Raw genomic sequence first — 22,024 nt, 5'->3', positions numbered from 1 at the left:
CCGCCCCCGCAAGATCCCCGTCGTGAATGCATGGCGCCGAACGGCACGGACCGGATGCGCGACCCTGGCGGTCGCCTTCGCGACGGTGGGGGCCGGGGTGCTCCCGGAGCCGCCCGACGCCGCGGGGCCCGCGAGCGGGATCGTCGTCACCGACGACCTCGTCGAGTCCCGGACCGGCGAAACCTTCGTGCACGCCGGGCCCGAATGCCTGATCGCCCGTGCCGAATCCACCCTGACCATGGCCTTCGCCGCCCTCTGCCCGGCGACCCCGGCACCACCACCGCCGCCGGTCAAGGAGCCCCCGCCGCCATCCCCCTCGCCCACCCCGCCGCTCCCGCTCAAGGCGGCGCCCGCACCGCCGCCCGCCCCGCTCGTGACGCCCGAGCAGCCGCCGGGCAAGGAGCCCCCGCCACCGGCCCCTGCTCCCCCGGCCCGCCCCGCGCCCGCGCCCCCACCGCCGCGCGCGCCCGCGTCGGCGCGGCACGTCGTGCGCCGGCCGTACCACCAGGCCGTCACCAAGCCGGCCAAGAACGGGGCTTCGCTCGTCACGCTCACGCTGGTGATCACCGCCCCCGCCGTGCTCGCCGCCGCCCTGCTGCGCCCGCGCGGCAGCGGCGGCGGTGGTGGCGCCGCGGGCGGCGGCAGCTGACCACCCGGTTCCGCCCCGCCGACCCCGCCGACCCTCCTTGGAGGTATCCCTTGTCCGAGTGGCTGATGCTGGCCCTCGCCATGGCCGCCGCGTGCGCGGTCGTCCTGTCGATCACCGTCCTGAAGCAGCGCCGGATCAGTGCGGACGACAACCCGCACGAGACCCCCGACGTCATCGAGTACATGACCATGATGGTCGGGGTGGTCTACGCCATCGTGCTGGGTCTGGCCATCGCCGGTGTCTGGGAGGCGCACAACGGCGCGCAGGACACCGCCCGGGCCGAGGCACAGGCCCTGCACGAGGTGAGCGAGCGGGTCCAGGCGTACTCCCCGGCCGCCCGTGAGCAGGTGCGCGCCGACGTGAACTCCTATGTGAGCTACACGGTCAAGACGGAGTGGCCGTCGATGCTCAGGACGGGCGAGCTCAACGACAAGGGCGCCGAGCTGCTCGAGAAGGTGCGCACCGACCTCACCTCGTACCAGCCGCGCGACGACCACGAGGCCCAGTCGTACCAGCCGTTGCTCGACCAGATCGGCGCGGCCGACGCCGCGCGCAACACGCGGGCGGCGAACGCCGGGCCGACGATGCCGGGCGTGGTCTGGTTCGGGCTGATCGCGGGGGCGCTGGTGGCGGTGGGCCTGATCTTCACGCTGCAGATCCGGCGGTCGCCGCGCGAGTTGCTGCTCGCCGGGCTCTACAGCGCGCTGATCGCCTTCCTCCTCTTCCTCATCTGGGACTTCAACACCCCCTTCGGCCATGCCGTGTCCGACACGGCGGGCCCGTTCAGCGATCTGTTCTCCATCTGACGGGCAGGTGCTTGAGGCCGTTCTGGAAGTTGGACGTCAGCCGGACCGGTTCGCCCGCCCGTTCGAGGCCGGGCAGCCGGTCCAGTGTCGCCCGCAGCATGGCCCGGATCTGGGCGCGGGCCAGGTGGGCGCCCAGGCAGAAGTGCGGGCCGAAGCCGAAGCTGACGTGGTCGTTGGGGGTGCGGGTGATGTCGAAGCGGTCGGGGTCGGGGAAGACGCGCTCGTCGCGGTTGGCGGAGGCGTGGTAGACGACGACCTTCTCGCCGCGCCGGACGCGCTGCCCGCCGAGCTCGGTGTCACGGGTGGCGGTGCGGCGGAAGTCCAGCACCGGCGGCCAGTACCGCAGCACCTCCTCGACGGCCGAGCCGGTCAGCTCGGGGCGGCGACGTAACGCCTCGTACTGCTCGGGGTGGTACAGGAGCGAGTGGAGTCCGCCCGGGATGCCGTTGCGGAGGGTCTCGTTCCCGGCGACGGCGAAGAGGAAGAACATGGTTTCGAACTCGGCGCCGGTGAGACCGCCCTCGCGCATCCGGGCCATGACGCTGCCGGGCCGGGGCGCGTCGGCGAGCGCGTGGGCGTAGGCGAACATGTCCGTGAGCGCCTCGGGCGAGCGCGGGTTCAGCGGCGTGCCGTCGGGTTTGAGGAGCGAGGCGGGCCGGTGGGCGAGGGCGGCCCGGCCGAGGGGGCTGAGGGTGGCGGGGTCGGCGGTGGCGGCGCCGGCGTGGTCGGCGTCCTGGTAGCCGATGATCCGGTCGGCCCAGTCCTGGAGCAGCCGCCGGTCCTCCTCGGGGACGCCGAGGATGCGGGCGAGGGTCCAGGTCGGCAGGTCGGCGGCGAGCTCCACGTAGTCGGCCTCGCCCCGGCCGGCGACGTCCTCGACGAGGGCGCGGGCCCGGGCCTCGATGGCGGTCTCCAGCTCCCGGGTCGCGCGCGGGGTGAAGGCGGCGGCGACGATGCGGCGCAGCCGGAGGTGGGCGGGCGGGTCCTGGTTGAGCATCATGGCCCGGACGAAGGCGAGGTCGCCCGCCGTGTCCGGGTCGCGGATCTGGGTGGCGCCCAGGTGCGAGGAGAACGTCCCGGCGTCGCGCAGCACGTGTTTGACGTCGGCGTGCCGGAAGACGGCCCAGTAGCCGGGTCCCGCCGGCCACGGCCCGACGGCCGTCTCGGGCACCCGGCAGACGGGGGCGTGGTCGCGCAGTTCCCGGAAGAGGGCGTGGGGGACGCCGTGGGCGTAGGTGGCCGGGTCGAACACTGCGGCGGGGCCGGCGGGCGCGCCGGGGTGCGTCTGGTGTGCGCTCACGGGCCGGACCGTACGTCGCCGGCTGGCGGGCCCGTCAAGGGGAGCGGACAATTGTCCGGATGCTCCCGGCCCCGCGCGCCGCCGGTCAGGGCCCGGTCGGGCCCCCGGAATGACCGGTTCGTGGCTAGGTTCCCCGCGCGTCGACTGGTGCCGCCGTTTTGGGGGTACTGAGCAACGGACGGGAGGTAGTGAGCGTGACCGACTGCTTTGCTGACAGGGAAGGCCTCACCCGGCCGGTCGGTGAATCGGAAGCCGACGCGTATGTGCGCGGCATCTCATTCAAGACCGGACCGCCCCGCCTTCTCGGTGTCGAACTGGAATGGCTCGTCCATGATCTGCACGACCCCACCCGCCCCGTCGCGCCGCACCGGCTGGCGGAGGCCGCCGACCGGGTGGGCGCACTGCCGCTGAGGTCGCTGTTCACGGTCGAACCGGGCGGCCAGCTGGAGTTCAGCTCCCAGCCCGCGGAGTCCCTCGCCGCCTGTGTCGCGGACGTCTCCGCCGATCTCTCCCTCGCCCGCGCGGAGCTGCGCGATCTGGGCCTGACGCTGGCCGGGTACGGCAAGGAGCCGTGGGGCGAGCCCCCGAGGGTCCGCAGCACCCCTCGCTACAACGCGATGGAGGTCTACTACGACCGCATCAACGGCGCCGGGCGCAATGTCATGTGCCGCACGGCGTCGGTGCAGGTCTGTGTGGACGCCGGGTACGAGGGGCCGGGGCCGCTGGGGTATCTGCGGCGCTGGCGGCTGGCCCATCTGCTGGGCGCGGTGCTGTCGGCGGCGTTCGCCAACTCGCCGCTGCTGCACGGCCGTCCGTCCGGCTGGCGGTCGAGCCGGCAGGCCTGCTACGCGCGGATGGACCCGGGGCGGACGGTGGCCCCGCCGGACTGGCACGATCCGCGGGCGGCCTGGGCGGCGTACGCGCTGGACGCGAAGGTGATGTTCGTCCGGTCCGAGGACGAGCCGTGGGCCGTGCAGCAGGCGCTGCCGCTGCGGCAGTGGACGCGTACCGGGCATCCCCGGCAGGCCACGGCCGACGATGTGGCGTACCACCTGACCACGCTGTTCCCGCCCATAAGGCCCCGGGGCCACCTGGAGCTGCGGATGATCGACGCGCAGCGGGGCGAGGACGGCTGGGTGGTTCCGCTGGCGGTCACGGCGGCGCTGTTCGACGACCCGTCGGCGGCGGAGACCGCCTACCGGGCGGTCAAGGGGCTGGGTGACGTCCCGGGCCGGGAGCCGCCGCCGAGGAACGCGCTGTGGCGGCGGGCGGCCCGGCACGGGCTGGCCGACCCGGAGCTCCACGCGGCGGCGGTGGCCTGTTTCGCGGCCGCGCGGGAGGCGCTGCCCCGGCTGGGGGCGCCGCCCCGGGTGCTCGACGCCGTCGAGGAGTTCACCGGCCGGTATGTGGAACGGGGCCGTTGCCCCGCCGACGATCTGCTGGATCTGGTGGGGGCACGGCAGGGGGGCGGGTCGTGAGGCCCGCCCCCGGGTCCGGCCCGGCCGCCCTGCGGGAGCGGGCCGTGAGTGCCCTGCTCGCCGCTCGCGCGCGCACCGGCGCGCTGACGACCTGTGTGGACGAGCGGGAGCTCGTCGCCCAGCACTCCCCGCTGATGTCCCCGCTGGTGTGGGATCTCGCCCACATCGGCAATCAGGAGGAGCTGTGGCTGTTGCGGGCCGTGGCCGGGCAGGAGGCGCTGCGGCCCGAGCTCGACCCGGTGTACGACGCCTTCGAGCATCCCCGGGCGGAGCGGCCGTCGCTGCCGCTGCTGCCCCCGCGCGAGGCCCACGCCTACGCGGCCGATGTGCGCGGCAGGGTGCTGGACGTGCTGGAGCGGGCGCCCGTGGAGGGCGGCGGGCCGCTGCTGGCGGACAGCTTCGCCTTCGGCATGATCGCGCAGCATGAGCAGCAGCACGACGAGACGATGCTCATCACGCATCAGCTGCGGGCCGGCCCGGCGGCGCTGACGGCGCCCGAGCCGCCGCCCGCCGCGCCGGACGCGGCCCTGCTGCCGGCGGAAGTGCTGGTGGAGGGCGGCCCGTTCACCATGGGCACGTCCACGGAGCCCTGGGCGCTGGACAACGAGCGCCCGGCCCACCCCCGGCTGGTGGCGTCGTTCTTCATCGACACGCTGCCGGTGAGCAACGGCGCGTATCTGCGCTTCATCGAGGACGGCGGCTACACGGATCCGCGCTGGTGGCGTCCGGAGGGCTGGGAGCAGGTGCGCCGCCATTCCCTGGCGGCCCCGCTGTTCTGGCGGCGCGAGGGCGGCGCGTGGGTACGACGGCGGTTCGGGGTGACCGAGCCCGTACCGGCCGACGAGCCGGTGCTGCACGTCAGCTGGTACGAGGCCGCGGCCTACGCGGCGTGGGCGGGGCGGCGGCTGCCCACGGAGGCGGAGTGGGAGAAGGCCGCCCGTCACGACCCGGCCTCGGGGCGCTCCCGGCGCTATCCGTGGGGCGATGACGATCCCACCCCCGAGCGCGCCAACCTCGGCCAGCGCCATCTGCGTCCGGCGCCCGTGGGCGCCTACGCGCGGGGTGCGTCCCCGCTGGGAGTGCGGCAGCTGATCGGGGACGTCTGGGAGTGGACGGCGAGCGACTTCCTGCCGTACCCGGGGTTCCGGGCGTTCCCCTACCGGGAGTACTCCGAGGTGTTCTTCGGCGACGGCCTGAAGGTGCTGCGCGGCGGTTCCTTCGCCGTCGACCCGGTGGCCTGCCGGGGGACGTTCCGCAACTGGGACCTGCCTGTACGCCGGCAGATCTTCTCCGGCTTCCGTACGGCGCGCGACGCGGAACCCGTCTGATGTGCCGCCACATCGCGGTTCTGGGCCCCGACGCCCCGCTCGCCGAAAGCCTGACGGATCCGCCGTACTCACTGGTGCGCCAGTCGTGGGCGCCGCGTCACCAGCGGAACGGGACGGTCAACGCGGACGGCTTCGGCGTGGGCTGGTACGCGCCGGGCGACCCGCTGCCCGCCCGCTACCGGCGGGCCGGGCCGATCTGGGGCGACGAGTCGTTCGCCGACATAGCCCGGGTGGTACGGACCCGGGCGCTGCTCGCCGCCGTGCGCGACGCGACGTTCGCAGGCGGGGACGGGGAGGCCGCCGCGGCGCCCTTCGCGGGCGGCCCTTGGCTGTTCAGCCACAACGGGGCCGTCGCCGGCTGGCCGGACACGGCGGAGGCACTGGTCCCGCTGCTGCCGCCGGGCGCGTTGCTGCGGCTCACCGCCCGCTGCGACTCGGCGTTCGTCTGGGCGCTGGTGGAGCACCGGCTGCTGGGCGGCGAACCGCTGGGGCGGGCGCTGGCCGGGACGGTCACGGCGCTGGCGCGGGCCGCCCCCGGGTCGCGGCTCAATCTGCTGCTCACGGACGGCGCACAGGTCGCCGCCACGGCGTGGGGCGATTCGCTCTGGTACCGCGCCGGGCCCGGTGAGCGCACGGTCGTGGCCTCCGAGCCGTACGACGACGCGCCGGGCTGGAGCGAGGTCCCCGACCGGTCGCTGCTGACGGCCGACCGCACCGGCGTGGCCGTCTCCTCTCTCACCCCACCCACATCAGGCATCGCACGCTTCCCGGATTCCCCGCGCAAGGAGCCCGTTCAGTGAGTCCGTTCGTCCTCACCCGTACCCTCCCCCTCGACGCGACGGCGGCCGCGCTGCGCGCGGACGTCTCCGAGGGACTGACCCGCTCACCGAAGGAGCTCCCGCCGAAGTGGTTCTACGACGCCCGGGGCAGTGAGCTGTTCGACGAGATCACCCTGCTGCCGGAGTACTACCCGACGCGTGCCGAACGCGAGATCCTCATCGCCCGCGCCGGGGAGATCGCCGCCGCGACCGGGGCCCGTACGCTCGTCGAGCTCGGTTCGGGCTCCTCGGACAAGACCCGGCACCTCCTGGACGGACTGTCGTCGCTGGAGGTGTACGTCCCCGTCGACGTCAGCGAGTCCGCGCTGGCCGGGGCGGCGGAGACGCTGCTGGCCGAGCATCCGTCGCTGACGGTGCACGCGCTGGTCGCCGACTTCCAGTACGGGCTCGCGCTCCCGGACGCCCCGGGGCCGCGGCTGGTCGCGTTCCTCGGCGGCACGATCGGCAATCTGCTGCCGCCGGAACGGGCGGTGTTCCTCGCGGGCATCCGCGCGGGGCTCGCCGAGGGCGACGCGCTGCTGCTGGGCACCGATCTGGTCAAGGACGAGAGCGTGCTGGTGCCCGCCTACGACGACGCGCGCGGGGTGACCGCCGCGTTCAACAAGAACGTCCTCACCGTCATCAACCGCGAGCTCGAAGCCGACTTCGACCCCGACGACTTCGACCACGTGGCCCTGTGGGACGCGCGGCGGGAGTGGATCGAGATGCGGCTGCGCGCCCGGGGCCCGGTGGTGGCGAAGATCCAGGCGCTGGACCTGGCGGTCACCTTCGAGCCGGGCGAGGAGCTGCGGACGGAGGTGTCGGCGAAGTTCCGTCAGGAGGGCGTGCGGAGGGAGCTGGCGGCGGCCGGCCTCGATCTCACCCACTGGTGGACGGACCGGGAAGGACGCTTCGCCCTGTCACTGGCGGTACCCGTGTGACGAGAGGGGCCGAAACGGGAGGCCGGTGACCGGTGCGGTGAGATCACCATCTCATCGCACCGGCACGCCGGGGCATGGTTCAATGCCCTGCGTGATCCCGCCCGTAGCCCCAGCCCCCCGCAGATTCGAGTAGCGCATGGTCGAGCCGCTGCGCCCCGGAGACCCCCGGCGTATTGGCCCGTACCGGCTGGAGGCCCGGCTGGGCGCGGGCGGCATGGGGCAGGTCTACCTCGGCACGTCGCAGGCGGGCCGGAAGGTCGCGGTGAAGCTGATCCTCCCGGAGCTGGCGAACGCCCCGCAGTTCCGGGCCCGTTTCAAGCGCGAGGTCGACGCCGCGCGGCAGGTCGGCGGCTTCCACACGGCCCAGGTCGTCGACGCCGACCCGGACGCCGCGTCGCCGTGGCTGGTCACCGCCTTCATCCCCGGCCCCACCCTGCAACGGACCGTCACCGAACGCGGCCCGCTCGCCCCCGACGCCGTGCTCCGCCTCGGCGCCGGACTCGTCGAGGGGCTCGCGGCCATCCACCGCTGCGGCCTCGTCCACCGCGACCTCAAGCCCGGCAACGTCATCCTCGCCGACGACGGCCCCCGCATCATCGACTTCGGAGTGGCCCACACCTCCGGCGACACGATGACCCGCACGGGCTCGGTCATCGGCACGTACGCCTACATGTCGCCGGAACAGATACGCGCCGAAACGATTTCCCCGGCCAGCGACGTGTTCGCGCTCGGCTCGGTCCTGGCCTTCGCCGCCGCCGGGCGCGCCCCCTTCGACGCGACGTCCGTGCCGGCCATCGTCCACCGGGTCACCAGCGAACCGCCCCGGCTCGACGGCCTGTCGGGCGAGCTGCACGAGCTGGTGGCCGCGTGCCTGGCCAAGGAGCCGGCCGACCGGCCGTCCACCGCCGAACTCCTCTCGCGCCTCTCGGTCACCGGCGGCTCGCCCGCCACCGCGCCCGTCGCCCCCGCCAAGCCGCTCCCCCGGCGCGCCCTGCTGTTCGGCGGGGCGGTCGCCGCGACGGCGGCGGCCGGCGGGGCCGCGTACTTCCTGTGGCCGGAGTCCGGTGCGAAGGCCTCGGCGAAGGACCGCCCGCTCGCAGCCCCGGCCACCGCCGCCCCGGACTCCACCAAGCCCGTCGCGCGCCTCACCGGCCACACCCAGTCCGTCGACTGCCTCGTCTTCGGCCCGGACGGCAGGACCCTCGTCAGCGGCGGCTTCGACAAGACCGCGCGACTGTGGGACGCCGTCACCGGCCGCGCGATCGCGACGTTCACGGGCCATACCGAGTGGGTCATGTCCCTGGCCTACAGCCGGGACGGCCGGACGCTGTTCACCGGAAGCTTCGACAAGACGCTGCGGCGCTGGGACGTGCGCACCGGCGCGCCGCTGGACGTCCTCGCCACGTACGACGGCGAGTTCGACAGCGTCAACTGCCTGGCGGTCAGCCCGGACGGCGCGACGCTCGCCGTGGGCGTCGGCAGCCGGGTCGAGCTGATGAAGCCGGACACAGGCCGCTCCTTCGCCACCCTCACCGGGCACACCGGCAGCATGGGCCACATCGCGTTCAGTCCGGACGGGAAGACCGTCGCTACGGTGGCCGCCGACACGGGCAAGTACGGCAGCATCCGGCTCTGGGACGCCGGCACCGGCGGCTCCGTCAAAACCTTGACGTCCGACGTGGAGAAGAACTTCGCGACGGCGGTGTTCAGCCCCGACGGGAAGACCGTCGCGGGCTCCGGGCCCGGCGTCCGGCTCTGGGACGTGGCCACCGGGCGTCCCACCGCGACGCTCACCGACGACCACGAGTACGTCCGCACGGCGGCGTACCGCCCGGGCAAGGCGGTGATCGCGGGCGCCGGAAGCTCGCGCGAGCCCGACGTCGGGGACCACCACGCCGGCAGGACCGTCAGCCTCTGGGACCTGTCCACCGGGCGCGTCGCCTCGACGCTGACCGCCACCGCGCCGCAGTCCAAGTACGACCCGTCGATCTCGGTCCTGGCGTTCAGCCCGGACGGCGCGACCCTGGCGGCCGCCGTCAACGCGTCGTCCGGGCGTGACGAGGCCGCCCACACGATCCAGCTCTGGAAGCTGCCCTAGCCGCTCGGCTCCTCTCACCGGAGCCCCCATTCCCTCTCACGGACGGTAACTCATGGACGCGTTGTGGCCCGACGACCCCCGGTGGGTCGGCCCCTATCGGCTGGAGGGCCGGCTGGGCGCGGGCGGCATGGGGCAGGTGTTCCTCGGGACGTCGCCGGGCGGCCGGAAGGTCGCGGTGAAGCTGATCCGCGCGGAACTGGCGGACACCCCGCAGTTCCGGACCCGTTTCAGGCGCGAGGTCGACGCGGCCCGGCAGGTCGGCGGCTTCCACACCGCCCAGGTGGTCGACGCCGACCCGGACGCCGCGTCGCCCTGGCTGGTCACCGCCTTCATCGCGGGGCCCACCCTGCAGCAAGTGGTCGCCGAGAGCGGCCCGCTCGACCCGGACGCGGTGCTCCGCCTCGGCGCCGGGCTCGCCGAGGGGCTCACCGCCATCCACCGCTGCGGCCTCGTCCACCGCGACCTCAAACCCGGCAACGTCATCCTCGCCGACGACGGCCCCCGCATCATCGACTTCGGCATCGCCCGCGCGGTGGACGCCAGCTCGCTGACGGCGACCGGCACGGTCATCGGCACCTACGCCTATATGTCGCCGGAGCAGATACGCGCCGACCGGGCCGGTCCGCCGAGCGACGTGTTCGCGCTGGGCTCGGTCCTGGCCTTCGCCGCCACCGGCCGCAGCCCCTTCGACGCGCCCACCCTCCTGTCGGTCGTCCAGCGGATCCTGGACGACCCGCCGGAGCTCGGCGCCCTCGACGGCGAGCTCCGCCGCCTCCTGACCGCCTGCCTGGCCAAGGACCCGGCCGACCGGCCGCTCGTCGCCGAGCTCCCCACGCGGTTCGCGGGCGCCGCCGGCTCGGGTACCGCGGCCGAGCGTCCGGAGCGGACGGTGGTCCTGACCCCGGCGGAACGGACGCGGGCCGTACCGGCCCCCGATCCGACACGCCCCCTCCCCGCGCCCCCGGCAGCGGCGAACCCGAGCGCCGGAGCACCCCCGTACCCCGCAGCGCCGCCTTCGGCCGTACCCCCGGCCGCCGCCCCCGCGCCTGGCGCGGGCGAGGCGGGCAACGCGACGCGCAAGCTGTCGCGGCGCGGTCTCCTCTTCGGCGGCCTCGGCGTCGCCGCCGTGGCCGCCTCGGTGGGCATACCCCTCTACCTGAACCGTGGGGACGACGAGCCGGATGCCCCGGGGCAGGCCGCGACGCGGAGTCCGGGCGCGGACGGCACCACCTTCGAGGGTGCCGTGAGCGTGCACGCGATCGCCTTCACGCCGGACGGCAGGACACTGCTCGCCTCCAGCGGGGATGGCAAGATCTGGCACTGGGACCTGTCCACCAGGCGCGGCACGACCACGCGCGTCAGCACCGCCGAGTTCATCCAGGCCAACGAGTTCAGCCGGGACGGCAAGCTCCTGTTCAAGGCGGACAAGAACAAGATCCTGGCCTGGGACGTGGCCACCGGGCGCGCCGTCGGCACCTTCACCGGCCCCACGGACTACCGGGGCCAGGACGGCCACATCTCCTCCATGAGCCAGAGCGCGGACGGCAGGACGCTGGCCGCGAGCACCCCGAAGGGCCAGTACGTGTGGGACGTGGCCTCCGGTCGTGGCCTCGCCGTCCACGAGGGCGTGAAGGGCGGGGCGGCGGCCTTCAGCCCGGACGGCAAACTGCTGGCCGGCGGGAGCCCCGTACAGGTGCGGCGGATGCCGGACGATCAGGTGCTGCTGACCATCAACGACAGCGCCGGGGCGAACAAGGCGGTGTTCAGCCCCGACGGCCAGATCCTGGCCATGACGGACACACTCACCACCATCCGGCTGTGGAACACCGCGTCCCGCCAGGACATCGTCACCCTCAAGGGCCACGAGGACATCATCCAGACCCTGGCGTTCCACCCGGCGGGCCGGTTCCTGGCCAGCGCCGACATGAAGGGCAAGCTCGTCCTGTGGGACACGACCTCGGGGACGCCCTCCGCCACCTACAAGGCCAGTGGCTGGATCCAGTCGGTGGCGTTCAGCCCGGACGGAAAGACGCTCGCGGCGGGACTTTTCGGCGGGTCCGGTCCCTCCGGCGACGACACCGTCCGGCTCTGGCCGGTGCCCTGAGCGCGCCCGCGCGTCACGGTATTAGCCTGCCCGTGTGAGCGAAAACGTGAGCGAGGGTACGAACGAAGGGCGGAACGCCCCCCTGCCGTCCGGTTTCGAGCGCGGCACCGACGGCCCCAGGGTCATCGTCGTCGGTGTCGACGGCTCCGACACCTCCTGGCGCGCGGCCGCCTACGCGGCGGGCCTCGCCCGCCGGCAGAACGCCCTGCTGGCCGTCGTCTACGTCCAGCCCCTCCTCGTGGGCGGGGCCGCCCTGGGCGCCCCGGTGGCGGAGACGACCGAGCAGGTCGCCGAGGAGCTGCTGGCCGAGATCCGCGAGACGACCGAACGCCTGCGGGGCGTCCATGAGGTCCGCTGGCAGTTCCACACCTTCCGCGGCGACCCCTACACCGGGCTGGTGGAGACGGCCGACGAGCTCAAGGCGGACGCGGTGGTCGTCGGGGCGTCGGAGCAGGCGGGCCACCGCATCGTGGGCTCGGTGGCGGTCCGTCTGGTGAAGGCGGGGCGGTGGCCGGTGACGGTGGTGCCGTAAGCACCATCCCGAAGTGCCGGATCGGCGGTGCCGGGTGAGGCTGAGGTGACATCCCCACCCCATCACCGACACCACACGGGAGGCGCCCCATGGGGCGACACACGTACGCAGCCGGAGCCGCCGTCACCACCGTCGCCGTCCTGTTCGCCGGAACGGGCGCGGCACAAGCGGCCGACCACCGCCGCCAGCTCCCCAGCGAGCGGGAGATCAGGAATCTGTTCGACCGGTGGAACGCCGCTCTGGGCACCCTCGACGCGAACCGCGTCGCCGACCTCTACGCCCCGGACGCCGTACTGCTGCCGACCGTCTCCGCCGAGATCCGCAAGACCCGGGCGGCGAGGGTCGACTACTTCAAGCACTTCCTGGAGAACAAGCCCGTCGGCAGGATCCAGGAGCGGGTCATCAACATCCTGGGCCGCACCAGCGCCATCGACACGGGCCTCTACCAGTTCACGCTGACCGACAAGCAGGGCCACAGGTCCAAGGTCGACGCGCGCTACACCTTCGTCTACAAGCTGCGCGGCGACAGGTGGCTGATCATCAACCACCACTCCTCGAAGCTGCCCACGGAGTAGCTAAAGTCGGGCGATGAACAACACCGCCCTTCTCGTAATGGACGTCCAACAGGCCATCGTGGACATCGTCGACGACGGCTCCGGCTACCTGCCACGGCTGCGCAGGGCGATCGACGGGGCACGGGCGGCCGGCATCCCCGTGATCTACGTGGTCATCGCCTTGCGCCCCGGCTTCCCGGAGGTCGGCACGCGCAACAAGCCCCTCGCCGCCATCGCGCGGGCCGGCCTCTTCGTCGAGGGCGCCCCGGGCACTGCGATCCACCCCGAAGTCGCGCCCCGGCCGGGCGAGGTGGTGGTCACCAAGCGCCGGGCCAGCGCGTTCTCGGGCAGCGACCTGGACGTGGTGCTGAGGGCACGTGGCATCGACAACCTCGTGCTCACCGGCATCGCCACCAGCGCCGTGGTGCTGTCCACCCTGTGCCAGGCGAACGACCTGGACTTCGGCCTCACCGTCCTCTCCGACGGCTGCCTGGACCCCGACCCGGAGCTGCACCAAGCCCTCGTCGAGCGGCTGTTCCCGCAGTGGGCGGACGTCGTCACCGTCGACGACTGGCTCAAGACGCTCGGCGCGTAGCCGGTCACACGATCCTGGCCGCGTCCCCGCCGCGTGCCCCCGATGGCCCACCCGCTTCGCGCCCGCGCCGCCGCTGGGGCACGGTGGGGACATGGGCAACCACACCTACCGGGTGACCGAGATCGTCGGCTCCTCGCCGGAGAGCGTGGACGCGGCGATCCGCAACGGGATCAGCCGCGCCTCGCAGACCCTCCGGGAACTCGACTGGTTCGAGGTGACCGAAGTCCGTGGCCACCTCGAGAACGGCGCGATCGCGCACTACCAGGTCGGGATCAAGCTGGGCTTCCGGCTGGAGGACACCTGACGCACCGGCCCGCCCCGGCCCTCGTCAGCGACCGCGCCGCCGGTACTCGCGGAGCAGGACGCCCAGAGCCGCGCGCGGGGACGGGCCGGCCGATTCGCGCAGGACTCCGCCGCCCTTCGCCAGCGCCGCCTCGTTCGTGAGGAGTTCCAGCGCGAGGAAGGCCCGCACGAAGGCACGGTGAGCGGGCGGCGCCAGCTCCGGCAACGAACGGCTGGCCAGAAGGTCGCGGCGGCTCTGCTCGAGGAGGTCCCGGAGCAGGGCGCGGGAGCGCGGGGTGTCCCGCTTCCGCTCGAGATCGGAGCGGGAGACCCCGTGCCGCGTCAGGATCTCCTCGGGAAGGGTGAGCCGGCCGTCCCCGAGGTCCTCGGCGAGGTCGTTGACGAAGTCCAGACGCTGGCTGCCGTCGATGTAGGAACGGCACAGCGCACGGCTGTCCTCGGGGTCGGCGTCGGGCGAGAGGACGAGGCACGCCACGAGCATGAAGGCCGGAAACGAGTACGCGTCGACGTACCGCTGATAGCCCGCCTCGTCCGCGAAACCACCGAAGTCCCTGTCCATCGGCGCCCCGGCGAGAAACCGCTCGACGTGCTCGCGCAGGCCGGGGTGGACGGAGGCGGTGTGCAGCAACGGGCGGAGCACGGGGTGAGTGCTGTCACCGACAGCCAGCCCGTCGCGCACTTCCTTCTCCCAGACCGTGAACCGGTCATCGCCGCCCGCCGGGTCGGTGGAGCTCTCCTCGGCGAGCAGATCGGTGTGATGCATGAACGCCGTGGCGGCGATGACGTGCGGAACGAGCTCCGGGGGCAGCAACAGCCGTACGGCGACATAGGCGTTCCGCTTGTAGCCCGCCACGAGTTTCCGCTGGCGGGTGTAGTCGTCGCGCAGACGTGGGTCACGGATGCCTGCGGTGGTGAGCGTCCTGCCCCACGTGTGCATGCTGATCGTTCTCTCCGGGAATCGGCGATGACAGCCGAGCCTAACCCCCTCGCGCGGGTCGCCTCCCCGTTCCGTGGTTCAGGCCGCCGCCGAGCGGCCGACGGCCGCCTGTTCCCGGCCACCCGGGACCGCGACGGCGGCCGCCGGGCGCGCCCCGCCGTCCACGGACCGCAGGGCCGCCTTGGCCTCGGACGCGTACGTGTCCACGTACTCCTGCTCGGACAACCGCCAGATCGCGTACATGATCTCGTCCGTGACGGCCCGCAGCACGGCCCGATGGTCCTCCATGCCCGCGTACCGCGAGAAGTCCAGCGGTTCCCCGAAGCGGATGGTGATGGGGACGACGCGCGGCAGCAGTTTCCCCGTCGGCTGGGCCTCGAACGTGCCGATCATCGCGCACGGAATGACGGGCGCCCCCGACTTCAGCGCCATCGCCGCCACCCCCACCTTGCCCTTGTACAGCCGCCCGTCGTGCGAGCGCGTCCCTTCGGGGTAGATGCCGAGCAACTCGCCGGAGCCCAGCACGCCGAGACCCGTGTCGAGCGCCGCCTGCGCGGCCTCCTTGCCGGAGCGGTCGACGGGAATCGCCCCGATGCCCCGGAAGAACGCGGCGACGAGCTTGCCCTTGACGCCGCGACCGGTGAAGTACTCCATCTTCCCGAGAAACCGGATCCGGCGCTTCACCATCACCGGCATCAGGAAGTGGTCGGAGAAGGAGAGATGGTTCCCCGCGATGATGGCCGACCCGTGCGTCGGCAGGTGGTGGAGCCCCTCGACCTTCGGCCGGAAGACCCACCTCAACAGCGGTATCAACACCACGTTCTTGAAGAAGTAGTAGAACACGCAGCAAGCCCCTTGTCCGCGCCGACCTGACCCCCGCGCCGACGCACAGTAGTAGGCTGCGGGGATCATGTGGAGAGTGACTATTCAGCCACTCTCAGTGATACCGGCGGTAGGGGCGGTCACATGTGCGCGTGCGCCTGCCGCTGATGGACCCCCATGCGGGCGGCGGCGTCGCTCATGCGCTGGACGTCCCCTTGGGCCTCCGCCTCGCGCCGCTGGTCCTTGATGGAGGCGCAGACGGCGCAGCGCGGGGCGGGCGGCCCGGCGGGACGGGCGAGGAGCTCGGTGGGCTCGGGGGCCCGGATCGCCTCCCTCGGGCAGTCCCACTCGAGCCCGCCGCGAACTGGCCGGAGTTGGACGTCCGGCCCCTCACGCCCCATCAGTTGACCGATCTTGCCCGTGCGCGCGTCCACGACGATGTCGCCGATACGGAAAGCCATGGCCAGGCCCTCATTCCCTGTCGCGTTCGGTGATCTTTCCTGCACTCCAGGCAACCGGTTGTCAGTGGGCGGCGGTACTGTGGGCGACGGTGGCCGGACTTAAACCCTTTAAACGGGGGCCATGGGCGAGGAGTTGAGTGCCTTGACGAACCGAGTGCCGAATACGGGTCTGGAGCGGCTGTACCGCGAGACCGCGTGGACGCTGCGGCAGTTCGCCCGCGAGGTGAACCGCATAGGGACGGAGCGCGGCACCCCGCTCAGGTACCAGGAGCCTTCGGTCCACCAGTGGCTGAGGGGCTACGTCCCGAAGGAGGAGGTCCGCCCGCTGATCCTGGAGGCGCTGTCCCGCCGCCTGAACCGTCCGGTGACGTACGCGGAGGCGGGCTTTCCGCCCCCGCCGGACGGGTTCCCCGACGGGGGCACGGTCGAGGGGCTCGTCGACCTCGGCCGGCAGGACATGGACCCGTCGCGGCGAAGCGTGCTCGGCTACAGCCTCTTTTCGGTGGCCTTGACGGTTCCGGGCTGGCCGGACGTGGTGGGGCGGATGGAGGCGGCGCAGCGCGGGGCGATCGGCCGCATCGGAATGCCCGATGTGCAGATGGTCATCGCCATGACCGAGCGAGTCTCGGAACTCGACGACCAGTTCGGCGGGCGGCATGCCCGGCCGATGGCAGCGGCATTCCTCGTGAATACAGTCGCGCCCTATCTGAAGGCCGACGGGCCCGAATCCGTGCGCAGAGCGATGATGTCCGCCGCTTCCGACCTCTGTTATCTCACGGGATATATGGCCGTCGATGAAGGACTTCACGGTCTCGCGCAGCAGTACTACCTCAAGGCCCTGCACCTGGCCGGTGCCTCCCAGGACCACCTGACGTTCTGCACGACGTTGCGCGGCATGAGCGTCCAGGCCGTCGACCTGGGGCACGGCCCGCACGCCATGCGGCTGGCCGATGCCGCCGCGGCGGCGTCCCCGCAGGCCGGGCCGCGTATGCGGGCGTTCCTCGCCGGGCAGCAGGCGCACTCCGCCGCGCAGCTCGGGGATCGCAGCACCGCGCTGATGTACCTCAAGGAAGCGGAAATCGCCATGGACAAGGCCGAGTCGCAGGCGACGACTTTCGGTTCCTACAACCCGTCGTCGCTCACCTACCACGTCGGCCAAGTCCGTTACGAACTCGGCGATCTGCGCGGGTCCATCGAGGCGTTGGAGGAGTCCGACCGGCTGCGCCACCATTCGCTCTGGCGCAATCGCGTGCGCTACCTCGCCATGCTCGCCGAGCGACAGTGCCAGATCGGGCATCTGGAAGCCGCGTGCGACACCTGGGCCAGGGCGTTGGACATCTATCCGCTGGTGCAGTCGGGCCAGTGCGACGAGCGCATGACGGAGATGTTCACGCGCATCCGTCCCCACCTCAAGAACCCCCACGCCCGCCATCTCCACGAGCGTGCCCGGTCCGTCGTACCGGCCACGCTCACCGCGTGACCGTCACTCCTCCGCCGTCGCCGTGGCGAGCGCCTCGTCGCGTACGTCGGGGTGGGCGTGGCGGCGCAGGGCCCGTAGTTGGTCGCGCCAGGGGGCCGACCAGTGCGTGCGGCGGCCTCCCATCGTGGTGAGGGCGACCGCGAACAGGCCGGCGGCGTGGCTACCGGCGGCGGTCAGGGCGCGGGCCGCGTGGGCGAGGGCCTCGTCGCCGGTGCGCGTGCCCAGGTGCTGGTTGAGGGAGGCGGCCGTACGGGCGGCGAGCGCGGGCCTGCCGTCGTGGCACCGGGCGAGGTGCTCGAGTTGCAGGCTCAGCGCCTCGGGGGCCGCGTGCGGATCGAGGGTCCGGGCGAGGAGGTCGGCCGCCTCGGGCCCGTAGTCCCCCAGCCGGTGGAGGAGTTCGGCGACCGCCGGTGCCGCTGCCCGCACGGCACGCGGCTGCCAGGTGCTCCTCGCCGCCAGGCCCGCGGTCAGGTGCCGGAGGCGCCGGCGGGCGGGACGGTCGCGGTCGGGCTCCGCGTCCGGGGTGCCGGGCAGGGCGTCGGCCTCGGCGAGGGCCGTGAGGGTACGGAGGAGAGGGGCGGCGTCGGGAGAGCCGGAGGGTGCCAGGGCGACGAGATCGCACAGCGCGTCGGCGGCCTGGCGCCAGCTCGCCCGGTTCTCCAGGTCGGTGACGGCGGCCTCCAGGAGGCGCGCGGCGTCCGGGGACCAGGGCGACCAGATGCCGAGCACCGGGTAACCGAGCCGCGCGACCTCGGGGTCGTCGGTCTCGCACGCGGCCCGCACGAGTGCGGCGTAGCGGGACCGGTGGTGCTCGGGCAGGTCGTAGGGCCGGCTCGCCAGGACGGCCTTGCGGAGTTCGCTCCTCCCGGCCGCCGCCGTCTCCAGCAGCGCCCATGCCTCGTCATGCGCGAGCAGACTCTTCGCGACCGCCACGCACGCGGCCCGCACGTCGTGGTGCTGGTCCGGCAGCGCGCACGCCTCGGTCAGGAGTGCCACCGCCTCCGGCGCGGGCAGCGCGGTGGCGGCGAGCCGGGCGGCTTCCTTCCTGCTGGTCACCTTGGTCCCGCTCGTGCTGGTGAGCAGTTGCCTCAGCTCGCCCGCCAAGGCGGAGGGGGCGACGAACCGGCTGGCGCGGGACGCGGCGGGGATCGCGACCCGGGCCCGGTCGCCGCCGGCGTGGGAGAGCAGCAGCCGCAGATGCCGCCCGGGGGTGTCCGTGCGGGCGAGGGCCGCGAGGGCGGCCTCGGCGAGCGGCACGTCGCTGTCGTCGGCGTAGCGCAGCAGCAGTTCGGCACCGTGTCCGGGGATCCACGCGGCCAGCCGGAGCGCGTGGACGCGCTGGTGGATGGTGAGGCCGTCGTCGGCCGCCGCGCGCGCCAGCAGCCGTGCGGCGGCGGCCTGCTGCGGCGGCGTCCAGGACGCGGTGTCGCGGCAGACGGGCGGCAGCCAGTGGCTGCCCTCGATCAGGAACCGTCCGTACGGGGGCGTGTCGCCCAGCAGGGCGTCCAGCAGATCGGTGCGGCGGCGCACGAGCGTCCACTGCACGTGGGAGAACGTGGCGGCGGACGGTTCCAGGGCGAGCAGCTCGGTGAGGCGGGCGTCCCGGGTGCGGGGGTCGTCCAGCCAGTGAGCGGCGGCCTGCTGTCCGTCGTCGGGGGTGCCGTGTTCGATCGCGCGCCGCAGCAGGGCCTGGAGCCCGGGTATGCCGTGGCCGAGTTCCTCGAGGGAGTCGGCGAGCCGGATGGTCTCCGTGAAGTCGGCTCTGTCGGCGGCGGCTTCGAGGGAGGGGCGCAGCGCGGCGAAGACCTCGTGCTCCTGGCCGGGACGCAGGTCCTCGCGCGAGGGCACGGCGCCCTGCAGCCGGGCGAGGGTGCGGAGCGCCCAGCCCGTCGGCTCGTCGTCCCCGCCGACCTGCTCGCGCAGCACCCCGCGCGCCAGGGTGCGCAGGGCGTGGCTCTCGGGCCACGAGAAGTCGCGGGCCTCGACGGTGTCGGTGGTGAGGCGCTCCAGGTGGGGAGCCGCTTCGCCTTCGAACAGCGAGGGCCGGAGGTCGGCGAGCGCGGCCAGGAAGGCGGAGCGTACCGGCTGCTGCTCGTTGCGCAGCCGGTCCAGGCCGGCGAGGAGTTCCGTGACGGCGGCGGGGTCGCGGGTGAGGGCCGCGTTGCGCACCAGCAGCTTGTAGGCGTAGGCGCGTTCCGTGGGCTCGGAGCGGCGGGTGGCGGCCAGCAGTTCCGCGCGGGCCTCCGCCACCGGCAGGTGTGCCACGGCCGACAGGATCAGCTGCCAACTGCCGCCGTACTCGCGGGCCTGCTCGGCCATGCGCCGGGCCTCGGCGTGGCGGCGGGCCCTGGGCAGCACGTCGAGGATGCCGTGCGACAGCGCGGCGTGGCTCGTGCTGCGCCCGTCCATCGCGATGTCGTAAGCCTCGGCACGCCGTGCCGGTGCCATCGTCTTCAGCATCCGTGCGAGGGCGCGCTGGTCGCGGCCCATCACGCGGGCGAGCGCGTCGAAGCCGGGCGGCCGGTGACGTACGAGCAGGCGCAGTACGCGCGGCTTCAGGCCGTGGAGCTCCCTGTCCTCGCGGCCCGGTGCCGTCAGGAGCCGGAGGGTGGCGTCCGGGTCGGCGGCGGCCAGCCGGCCGAGCCGCTGGTGGACGCGGTCGGGCAGCGTGCCCGGACACAGCCGTTCCAGCAGGTCGAGCACCTTCGAGGGCCGTGTCCCGATGGTGGCCGCCACGATGAAGCCGTATGCCTGCCACCACCTCCTGCGGTGGTCCTCGGTCAGTTCCGTGAGCCGGCGTTCCGCCTCGCGGAGGACGGCGTCGGGGTGGCGGTCGGCGAGCCGGCTCCAGGGGACGGTGGTGTGGAAGAGAGCGGGGAGCAGCTCCGCGACGGTGGCGGGCCCGCAAGCCGGCAGCAGCCTCGCCGCCTCGGCGTCGCCCCAGCGCTCGCGGACCGGCCGGACGAGTGCCTCGGCGACGGCTGTGCGCCGGCCCGCGACGACGGCTCGGACGATCTCGCGGCGGATGGCCATGGGGGCGTCGTCCAGTGCCGCCGTGACGTCGGCGTCGGGGATCAGCCCCCGCCGGACGGCAGTGACGGAGTGGCGTCGGACGGCCGGATCGGGGTCGGTCAGCCGGTCCCGCAGCCAGGTGACGTCACGGCCGGCTGTCGCGGCCGTGGCCGCGACGCCCCGTTCGTACGTCCCGCGCCCCGACAGTTCGTCCAGCGCCGCGCCCAGTTCCCCGCGCGCGCCGAGCTCGCGGGCCCACAGGGCGATGTGGCGCACGCGCTGGGGGAAGGGCAGGGGGGCGACGGTGGTGAGGAGCGCGTCGGCGAGCGCGGGGGCGGTGTTCTCGATCACGTGGCCGATTCTCGTCGTTCCCGCCCGGATCGCCAAAGGGCCGCCGGACAAAGGGGGCCCGAGCGGTAGGGTGCGGTGATCCCCGTACGCACGACCGAAGGATCCGCCCGGCCCATGTGCTTCGACGAACTCGCCGAAGTGGGTCCGTTCTTCGCCCTCCGCACCGGCGAAGGCGGCCTCCCCCTCCTCCACGAGGAGACCGTCCGGCGACGCGTCACCACCGTCGGGGAGCGACTGGGCACGGACGACACCCGCGTCGCCGCATCGATCGCGTTCCAGGGCATCGCCGGACGGCTGTTGTCGATCGGCCTGGGCTCCGCCGTGCTGACCGGCGAGGTGCCCGACCTCGCGGCGGGCGGCCTCCGCTGGGACCCCGCCCGTACCGCGCCCGACGACCTGTGGCTGCCGACCGCCGTCGCGCTGCCCGGCGAGCACCTCGGCTCAGCGGTCCTGCACGGCCTGCTGGTCCCGCTGCACGACCGCATCCGTGCCGTCACCCCCATCTCCTCCCCGCTCCTCTGGGGCAACGCGGGCTCGTCCCTCGCGGGCGCCCTGCGCGTCCTCCACGCCTGGCTGCTCGGCCGTCACCGGCCCGAGGACGCCGCCCGCGCCATCGCCCTGGCGGAAGGCGCCTTCGCGGACCCGCTCCTCCACGACACCGGCACGCTCACCACCACCGACAACATCACCTTCATCCGCCGCACCTGCTGCCTCTACTACCGCGTCCCTGGCGGCGGCATGTGCGGCGACTGCGTACTACGCCACCCGCCGCCTCACTCCGCCCGTCACTCCGACCGGCGCTGAGCCGGGGGCCACTGCCCCGGGGCGAGCACGCCGAGGACGTACGCCTTGGCCACCAGCGCCGTACGGTTGGGCACCCGCCAGCGGCGGCTGAGGCGGGTGAGGTGGTAGTTGACGCCGTCGACGGTGAGCCCGATCGCCTTGCCGATGGCCGCCGTTGTGGCCCCGGCGGCGGCGAGCTCCAGAATCCGCGCTTCCACAGCGCTCACCTCCATCGCCGGGCCGGCCGACGTGGAGGTTTCCGCTGATCGAACGCGCAGCACGGTCAGCAGCGCCGGATACGTCGGGGACGCGTCCCCGACCGGTTCGACCACGAGCTCGCCCTCACATCCCGCCCCTTCCCCACCGGCCGCCGTCCAGCGAACGTCGATGGCGTAGCGGGACCGGCGGCCCAGGCGCAGCGCCTCGGTGAGCCGGTCGAGCTGTGGGGCCGCCGTCTCGCTGGGCCGGAAGAGGTCCAGGAGGTTACGGCCGCGCACCTGGCCGGGGGTCAGGCCCCATTCGGCCGCCATGGCCGGGTTGACGGCGGTCACCTCGCCGTTCGCGCGGCAGATGGCGATGGGGACGGGCAGCCGGTCCATCAGCATCATGAAGTAGTTGCGCCAGGTGAAGTACGCCTCGTGCTCCGCGCTGTCCACCATTTCCGGTCCCCCT

General features: G+C 73.4%; 20 protein-coding genes. 14 read left to right on the top strand and 6 right to left on the bottom strand.

Features of this window, described 5'->3' with window-relative positions; translation table 11 throughout:
* The first annotated feature begins 22 nt into the window (after positions 1-22).
* Both EKH77_RS33420 and EKH77_RS27840 read left to right on the top strand, forming a co-directional pair.
* Positions 23-649: a hypothetical protein gene (locus EKH77_RS33420; RefSeq protein ID WP_206279940.1), complete on the top strand. Its 627-nt coding sequence runs from the start codon at positions 23-25 to the stop codon at positions 647-649.
* Positions 650-699: 50 nt separating this feature from the next.
* Positions 700-1,455: a DUF4239 domain-containing protein gene (locus EKH77_RS27840; RefSeq protein WP_126917016.1), complete on the top strand. Its 756-nt coding sequence runs from the start codon at positions 700-702 to the stop codon at positions 1,453-1,455.
* Here the strand turns inward: EKH77_RS27840 and EKH77_RS27835 are convergent.
* Positions 1,433-2,755 carry a cytochrome P450 gene (locus EKH77_RS27835; protein WP_240667570.1) on the bottom strand — a complete coding sequence of 441 codons (1,323 nt, stop codon included), beginning with the start codon at positions 2,753-2,755 and terminating at the stop codon, positions 1,433-1,435. The genes EKH77_RS27840 and EKH77_RS27835 overlap by 23 nt on opposite strands.
* A 188-nt stretch (positions 2,756-2,943) precedes the next feature.
* Here EKH77_RS27835 and egtA point away from each other — a divergent pair, with 188 nt between their 5' ends.
* The 10 genes from egtA to EKH77_RS27785 all read left to right on the top strand — a co-directional run bounded on the left by egtA (position 2,944) and on the right by EKH77_RS27785 (position 13,507).
* Positions 2,944-4,233 (top strand): ergothioneine biosynthesis glutamate--cysteine ligase EgtA, encoded by a 1,290-nt coding sequence (egtA, locus tag EKH77_RS27830; RefSeq protein WP_397612070.1) that lies wholly within the window; start codon positions 2,944-2,946, stop codon positions 4,231-4,233.
* Positions 4,230-5,561, top strand: coding sequence for an ergothioneine biosynthesis protein EgtB (gene egtB / locus EKH77_RS27825; protein ID WP_126917014.1), 1,332 nt, complete (start codon positions 4,230-4,232; stop codon positions 5,559-5,561). The genes egtA and egtB overlap by 4 nt, the downstream gene beginning before the upstream one ends.
* A complete protein-coding gene (egtC, locus tag EKH77_RS27820) occupies positions 5,561-6,361 on the top strand; it encodes an ergothioneine biosynthesis protein EgtC (protein ID WP_126917013.1) in 801 nt (266 codons plus the stop codon). Before egtB ends, egtC begins: the two co-directional genes overlap by 1 nt.
* The gene (egtD, locus tag EKH77_RS27815; protein ID WP_126917012.1) at positions 6,358-7,320 is read left to right on the top strand and encodes an L-histidine N(alpha)-methyltransferase; all 963 of its coding nucleotides are present in this window, start codon (positions 6,358-6,360) and stop codon (positions 7,318-7,320) included. Before egtC ends, egtD begins: the two co-directional genes overlap by 4 nt.
* A gap of 136 nt (positions 7,321-7,456) precedes the next feature.
* Positions 7,457-9,418: a WD40 repeat domain-containing serine/threonine protein kinase gene (locus EKH77_RS27810; protein WP_206279939.1), complete on the top strand. Its 1,962-nt coding sequence runs from the start codon at positions 7,457-7,459 to the stop codon at positions 9,416-9,418.
* 52 nt (positions 9,419-9,470) lie between these two features.
* A complete protein-coding gene (locus EKH77_RS27805; protein ID WP_126917011.1) occupies positions 9,471-11,522 on the top strand; it encodes a WD40 repeat domain-containing serine/threonine protein kinase in 2,052 nt (683 codons plus the stop codon).
* Positions 11,523-11,604: 82 nt separating this feature from the next.
* Entirely contained in the window at positions 11,605-12,054 is a 450-nt protein-coding gene (locus EKH77_RS27800) for a universal stress protein (protein ID WP_126918338.1), read from the top strand.
* Positions 12,055-12,143: 89 nt separating this feature from the next.
* Complete coding sequence (locus EKH77_RS27795) at positions 12,144-12,629, top strand: SgcJ/EcaC family oxidoreductase (protein ID WP_126917010.1); 486 nt, start codon at positions 12,144-12,146, stop codon at positions 12,627-12,629.
* Positions 12,630-12,642: 13 nt separating this feature from the next.
* A complete protein-coding gene (locus EKH77_RS27790) occupies positions 12,643-13,203 on the top strand; it encodes a cysteine hydrolase family protein (RefSeq protein ID WP_126917009.1) in 561 nt (186 codons plus the stop codon).
* 91 nt (positions 13,204-13,294) lie between these two features.
* Positions 13,295-13,507 carry a dodecin gene (locus EKH77_RS27785; RefSeq protein ID WP_126917008.1) on the top strand — a complete coding sequence of 71 codons (213 nt, stop codon included), beginning with the start codon at positions 13,295-13,297 and terminating at the stop codon, positions 13,505-13,507.
* Positions 13,508-13,531: 24 nt separating this feature from the next.
* Here the strand turns inward: EKH77_RS27785 and EKH77_RS27780 are convergent, their stop codons facing one another.
* The 3 genes from EKH77_RS27780 to EKH77_RS27770 all read right to left on the bottom strand — a co-directional run bounded on the left by EKH77_RS27780 (position 13,532) and on the right by EKH77_RS27770 (position 15,726).
* Positions 13,532-14,443, bottom strand: coding sequence for a phytoene/squalene synthase family protein (locus EKH77_RS27780; protein ID WP_126917007.1), 912 nt, complete (start codon positions 14,441-14,443; stop codon positions 13,532-13,534).
* A 78-nt stretch (positions 14,444-14,521) separates the two neighbouring features.
* Positions 14,522-15,286 carry a lysophospholipid acyltransferase family protein gene (locus EKH77_RS27775; protein ID WP_126917006.1) on the bottom strand — a complete coding sequence of 255 codons (765 nt, stop codon included), beginning with the start codon at positions 15,284-15,286 and terminating at the stop codon, positions 14,522-14,524.
* Positions 15,287-15,405: 119 nt separating this feature from the next.
* Positions 15,406-15,726, bottom strand: coding sequence for a hypothetical protein (locus EKH77_RS27770; protein WP_126917005.1), 321 nt, complete (start codon positions 15,724-15,726; stop codon positions 15,406-15,408).
* 121 nt (positions 15,727-15,847) lie between these two features.
* Here EKH77_RS27770 and EKH77_RS27765 point away from each other — a divergent pair, with 121 nt between their 5' ends.
* Positions 15,848-17,206 carry a tetratricopeptide repeat protein gene (locus EKH77_RS27765; RefSeq protein ID WP_126917004.1) on the top strand — a complete coding sequence of 453 codons (1,359 nt, stop codon included), beginning with the start codon at positions 15,848-15,850 and terminating at the stop codon, positions 17,204-17,206.
* A 3-nt stretch (positions 17,207-17,209) separates the two neighbouring features.
* Here the strand turns inward: EKH77_RS27765 and EKH77_RS27760 are convergent, their stop codons facing one another.
* Positions 17,210-20,569, bottom strand: a complete 3,360-nt coding sequence (locus EKH77_RS27760) for a hypothetical protein (protein ID WP_240667568.1) — start codon at positions 20,567-20,569, stop codon at positions 17,210-17,212.
* A 114-nt stretch (positions 20,570-20,683) separates the two neighbouring features.
* Between EKH77_RS27760 and EKH77_RS27755 the strand changes: the two genes are divergently transcribed.
* Positions 20,684-21,373 carry a (2Fe-2S)-binding protein gene (locus EKH77_RS27755; RefSeq protein WP_126917003.1) on the top strand — a complete coding sequence of 230 codons (690 nt, stop codon included), beginning with the start codon at positions 20,684-20,686 and terminating at the stop codon, positions 21,371-21,373.
* Here EKH77_RS27755 and EKH77_RS27750 read toward each other — a convergent pair.
* A complete protein-coding gene (locus EKH77_RS27750; RefSeq protein WP_126917002.1) occupies positions 21,355-22,011 on the bottom strand; it encodes a helix-turn-helix transcriptional regulator in 657 nt (218 codons plus the stop codon). The genes EKH77_RS27755 and EKH77_RS27750 overlap by 19 nt on opposite strands.
* Between the last annotated feature and the right edge of the window lie 13 nt (positions 22,012-22,024).

The sequence above is a fragment of the Streptomyces luteoverticillatus genome (assembly GCF_003970715.1).
Classification (GTDB): Bacteria; Actinomycetota; Actinomycetes; order Streptomycetales; family Streptomycetaceae; genus Streptomyces; species Streptomyces abikoensis.
This window is presented reverse-complemented; position numbering and strand designations above follow the sequence as displayed.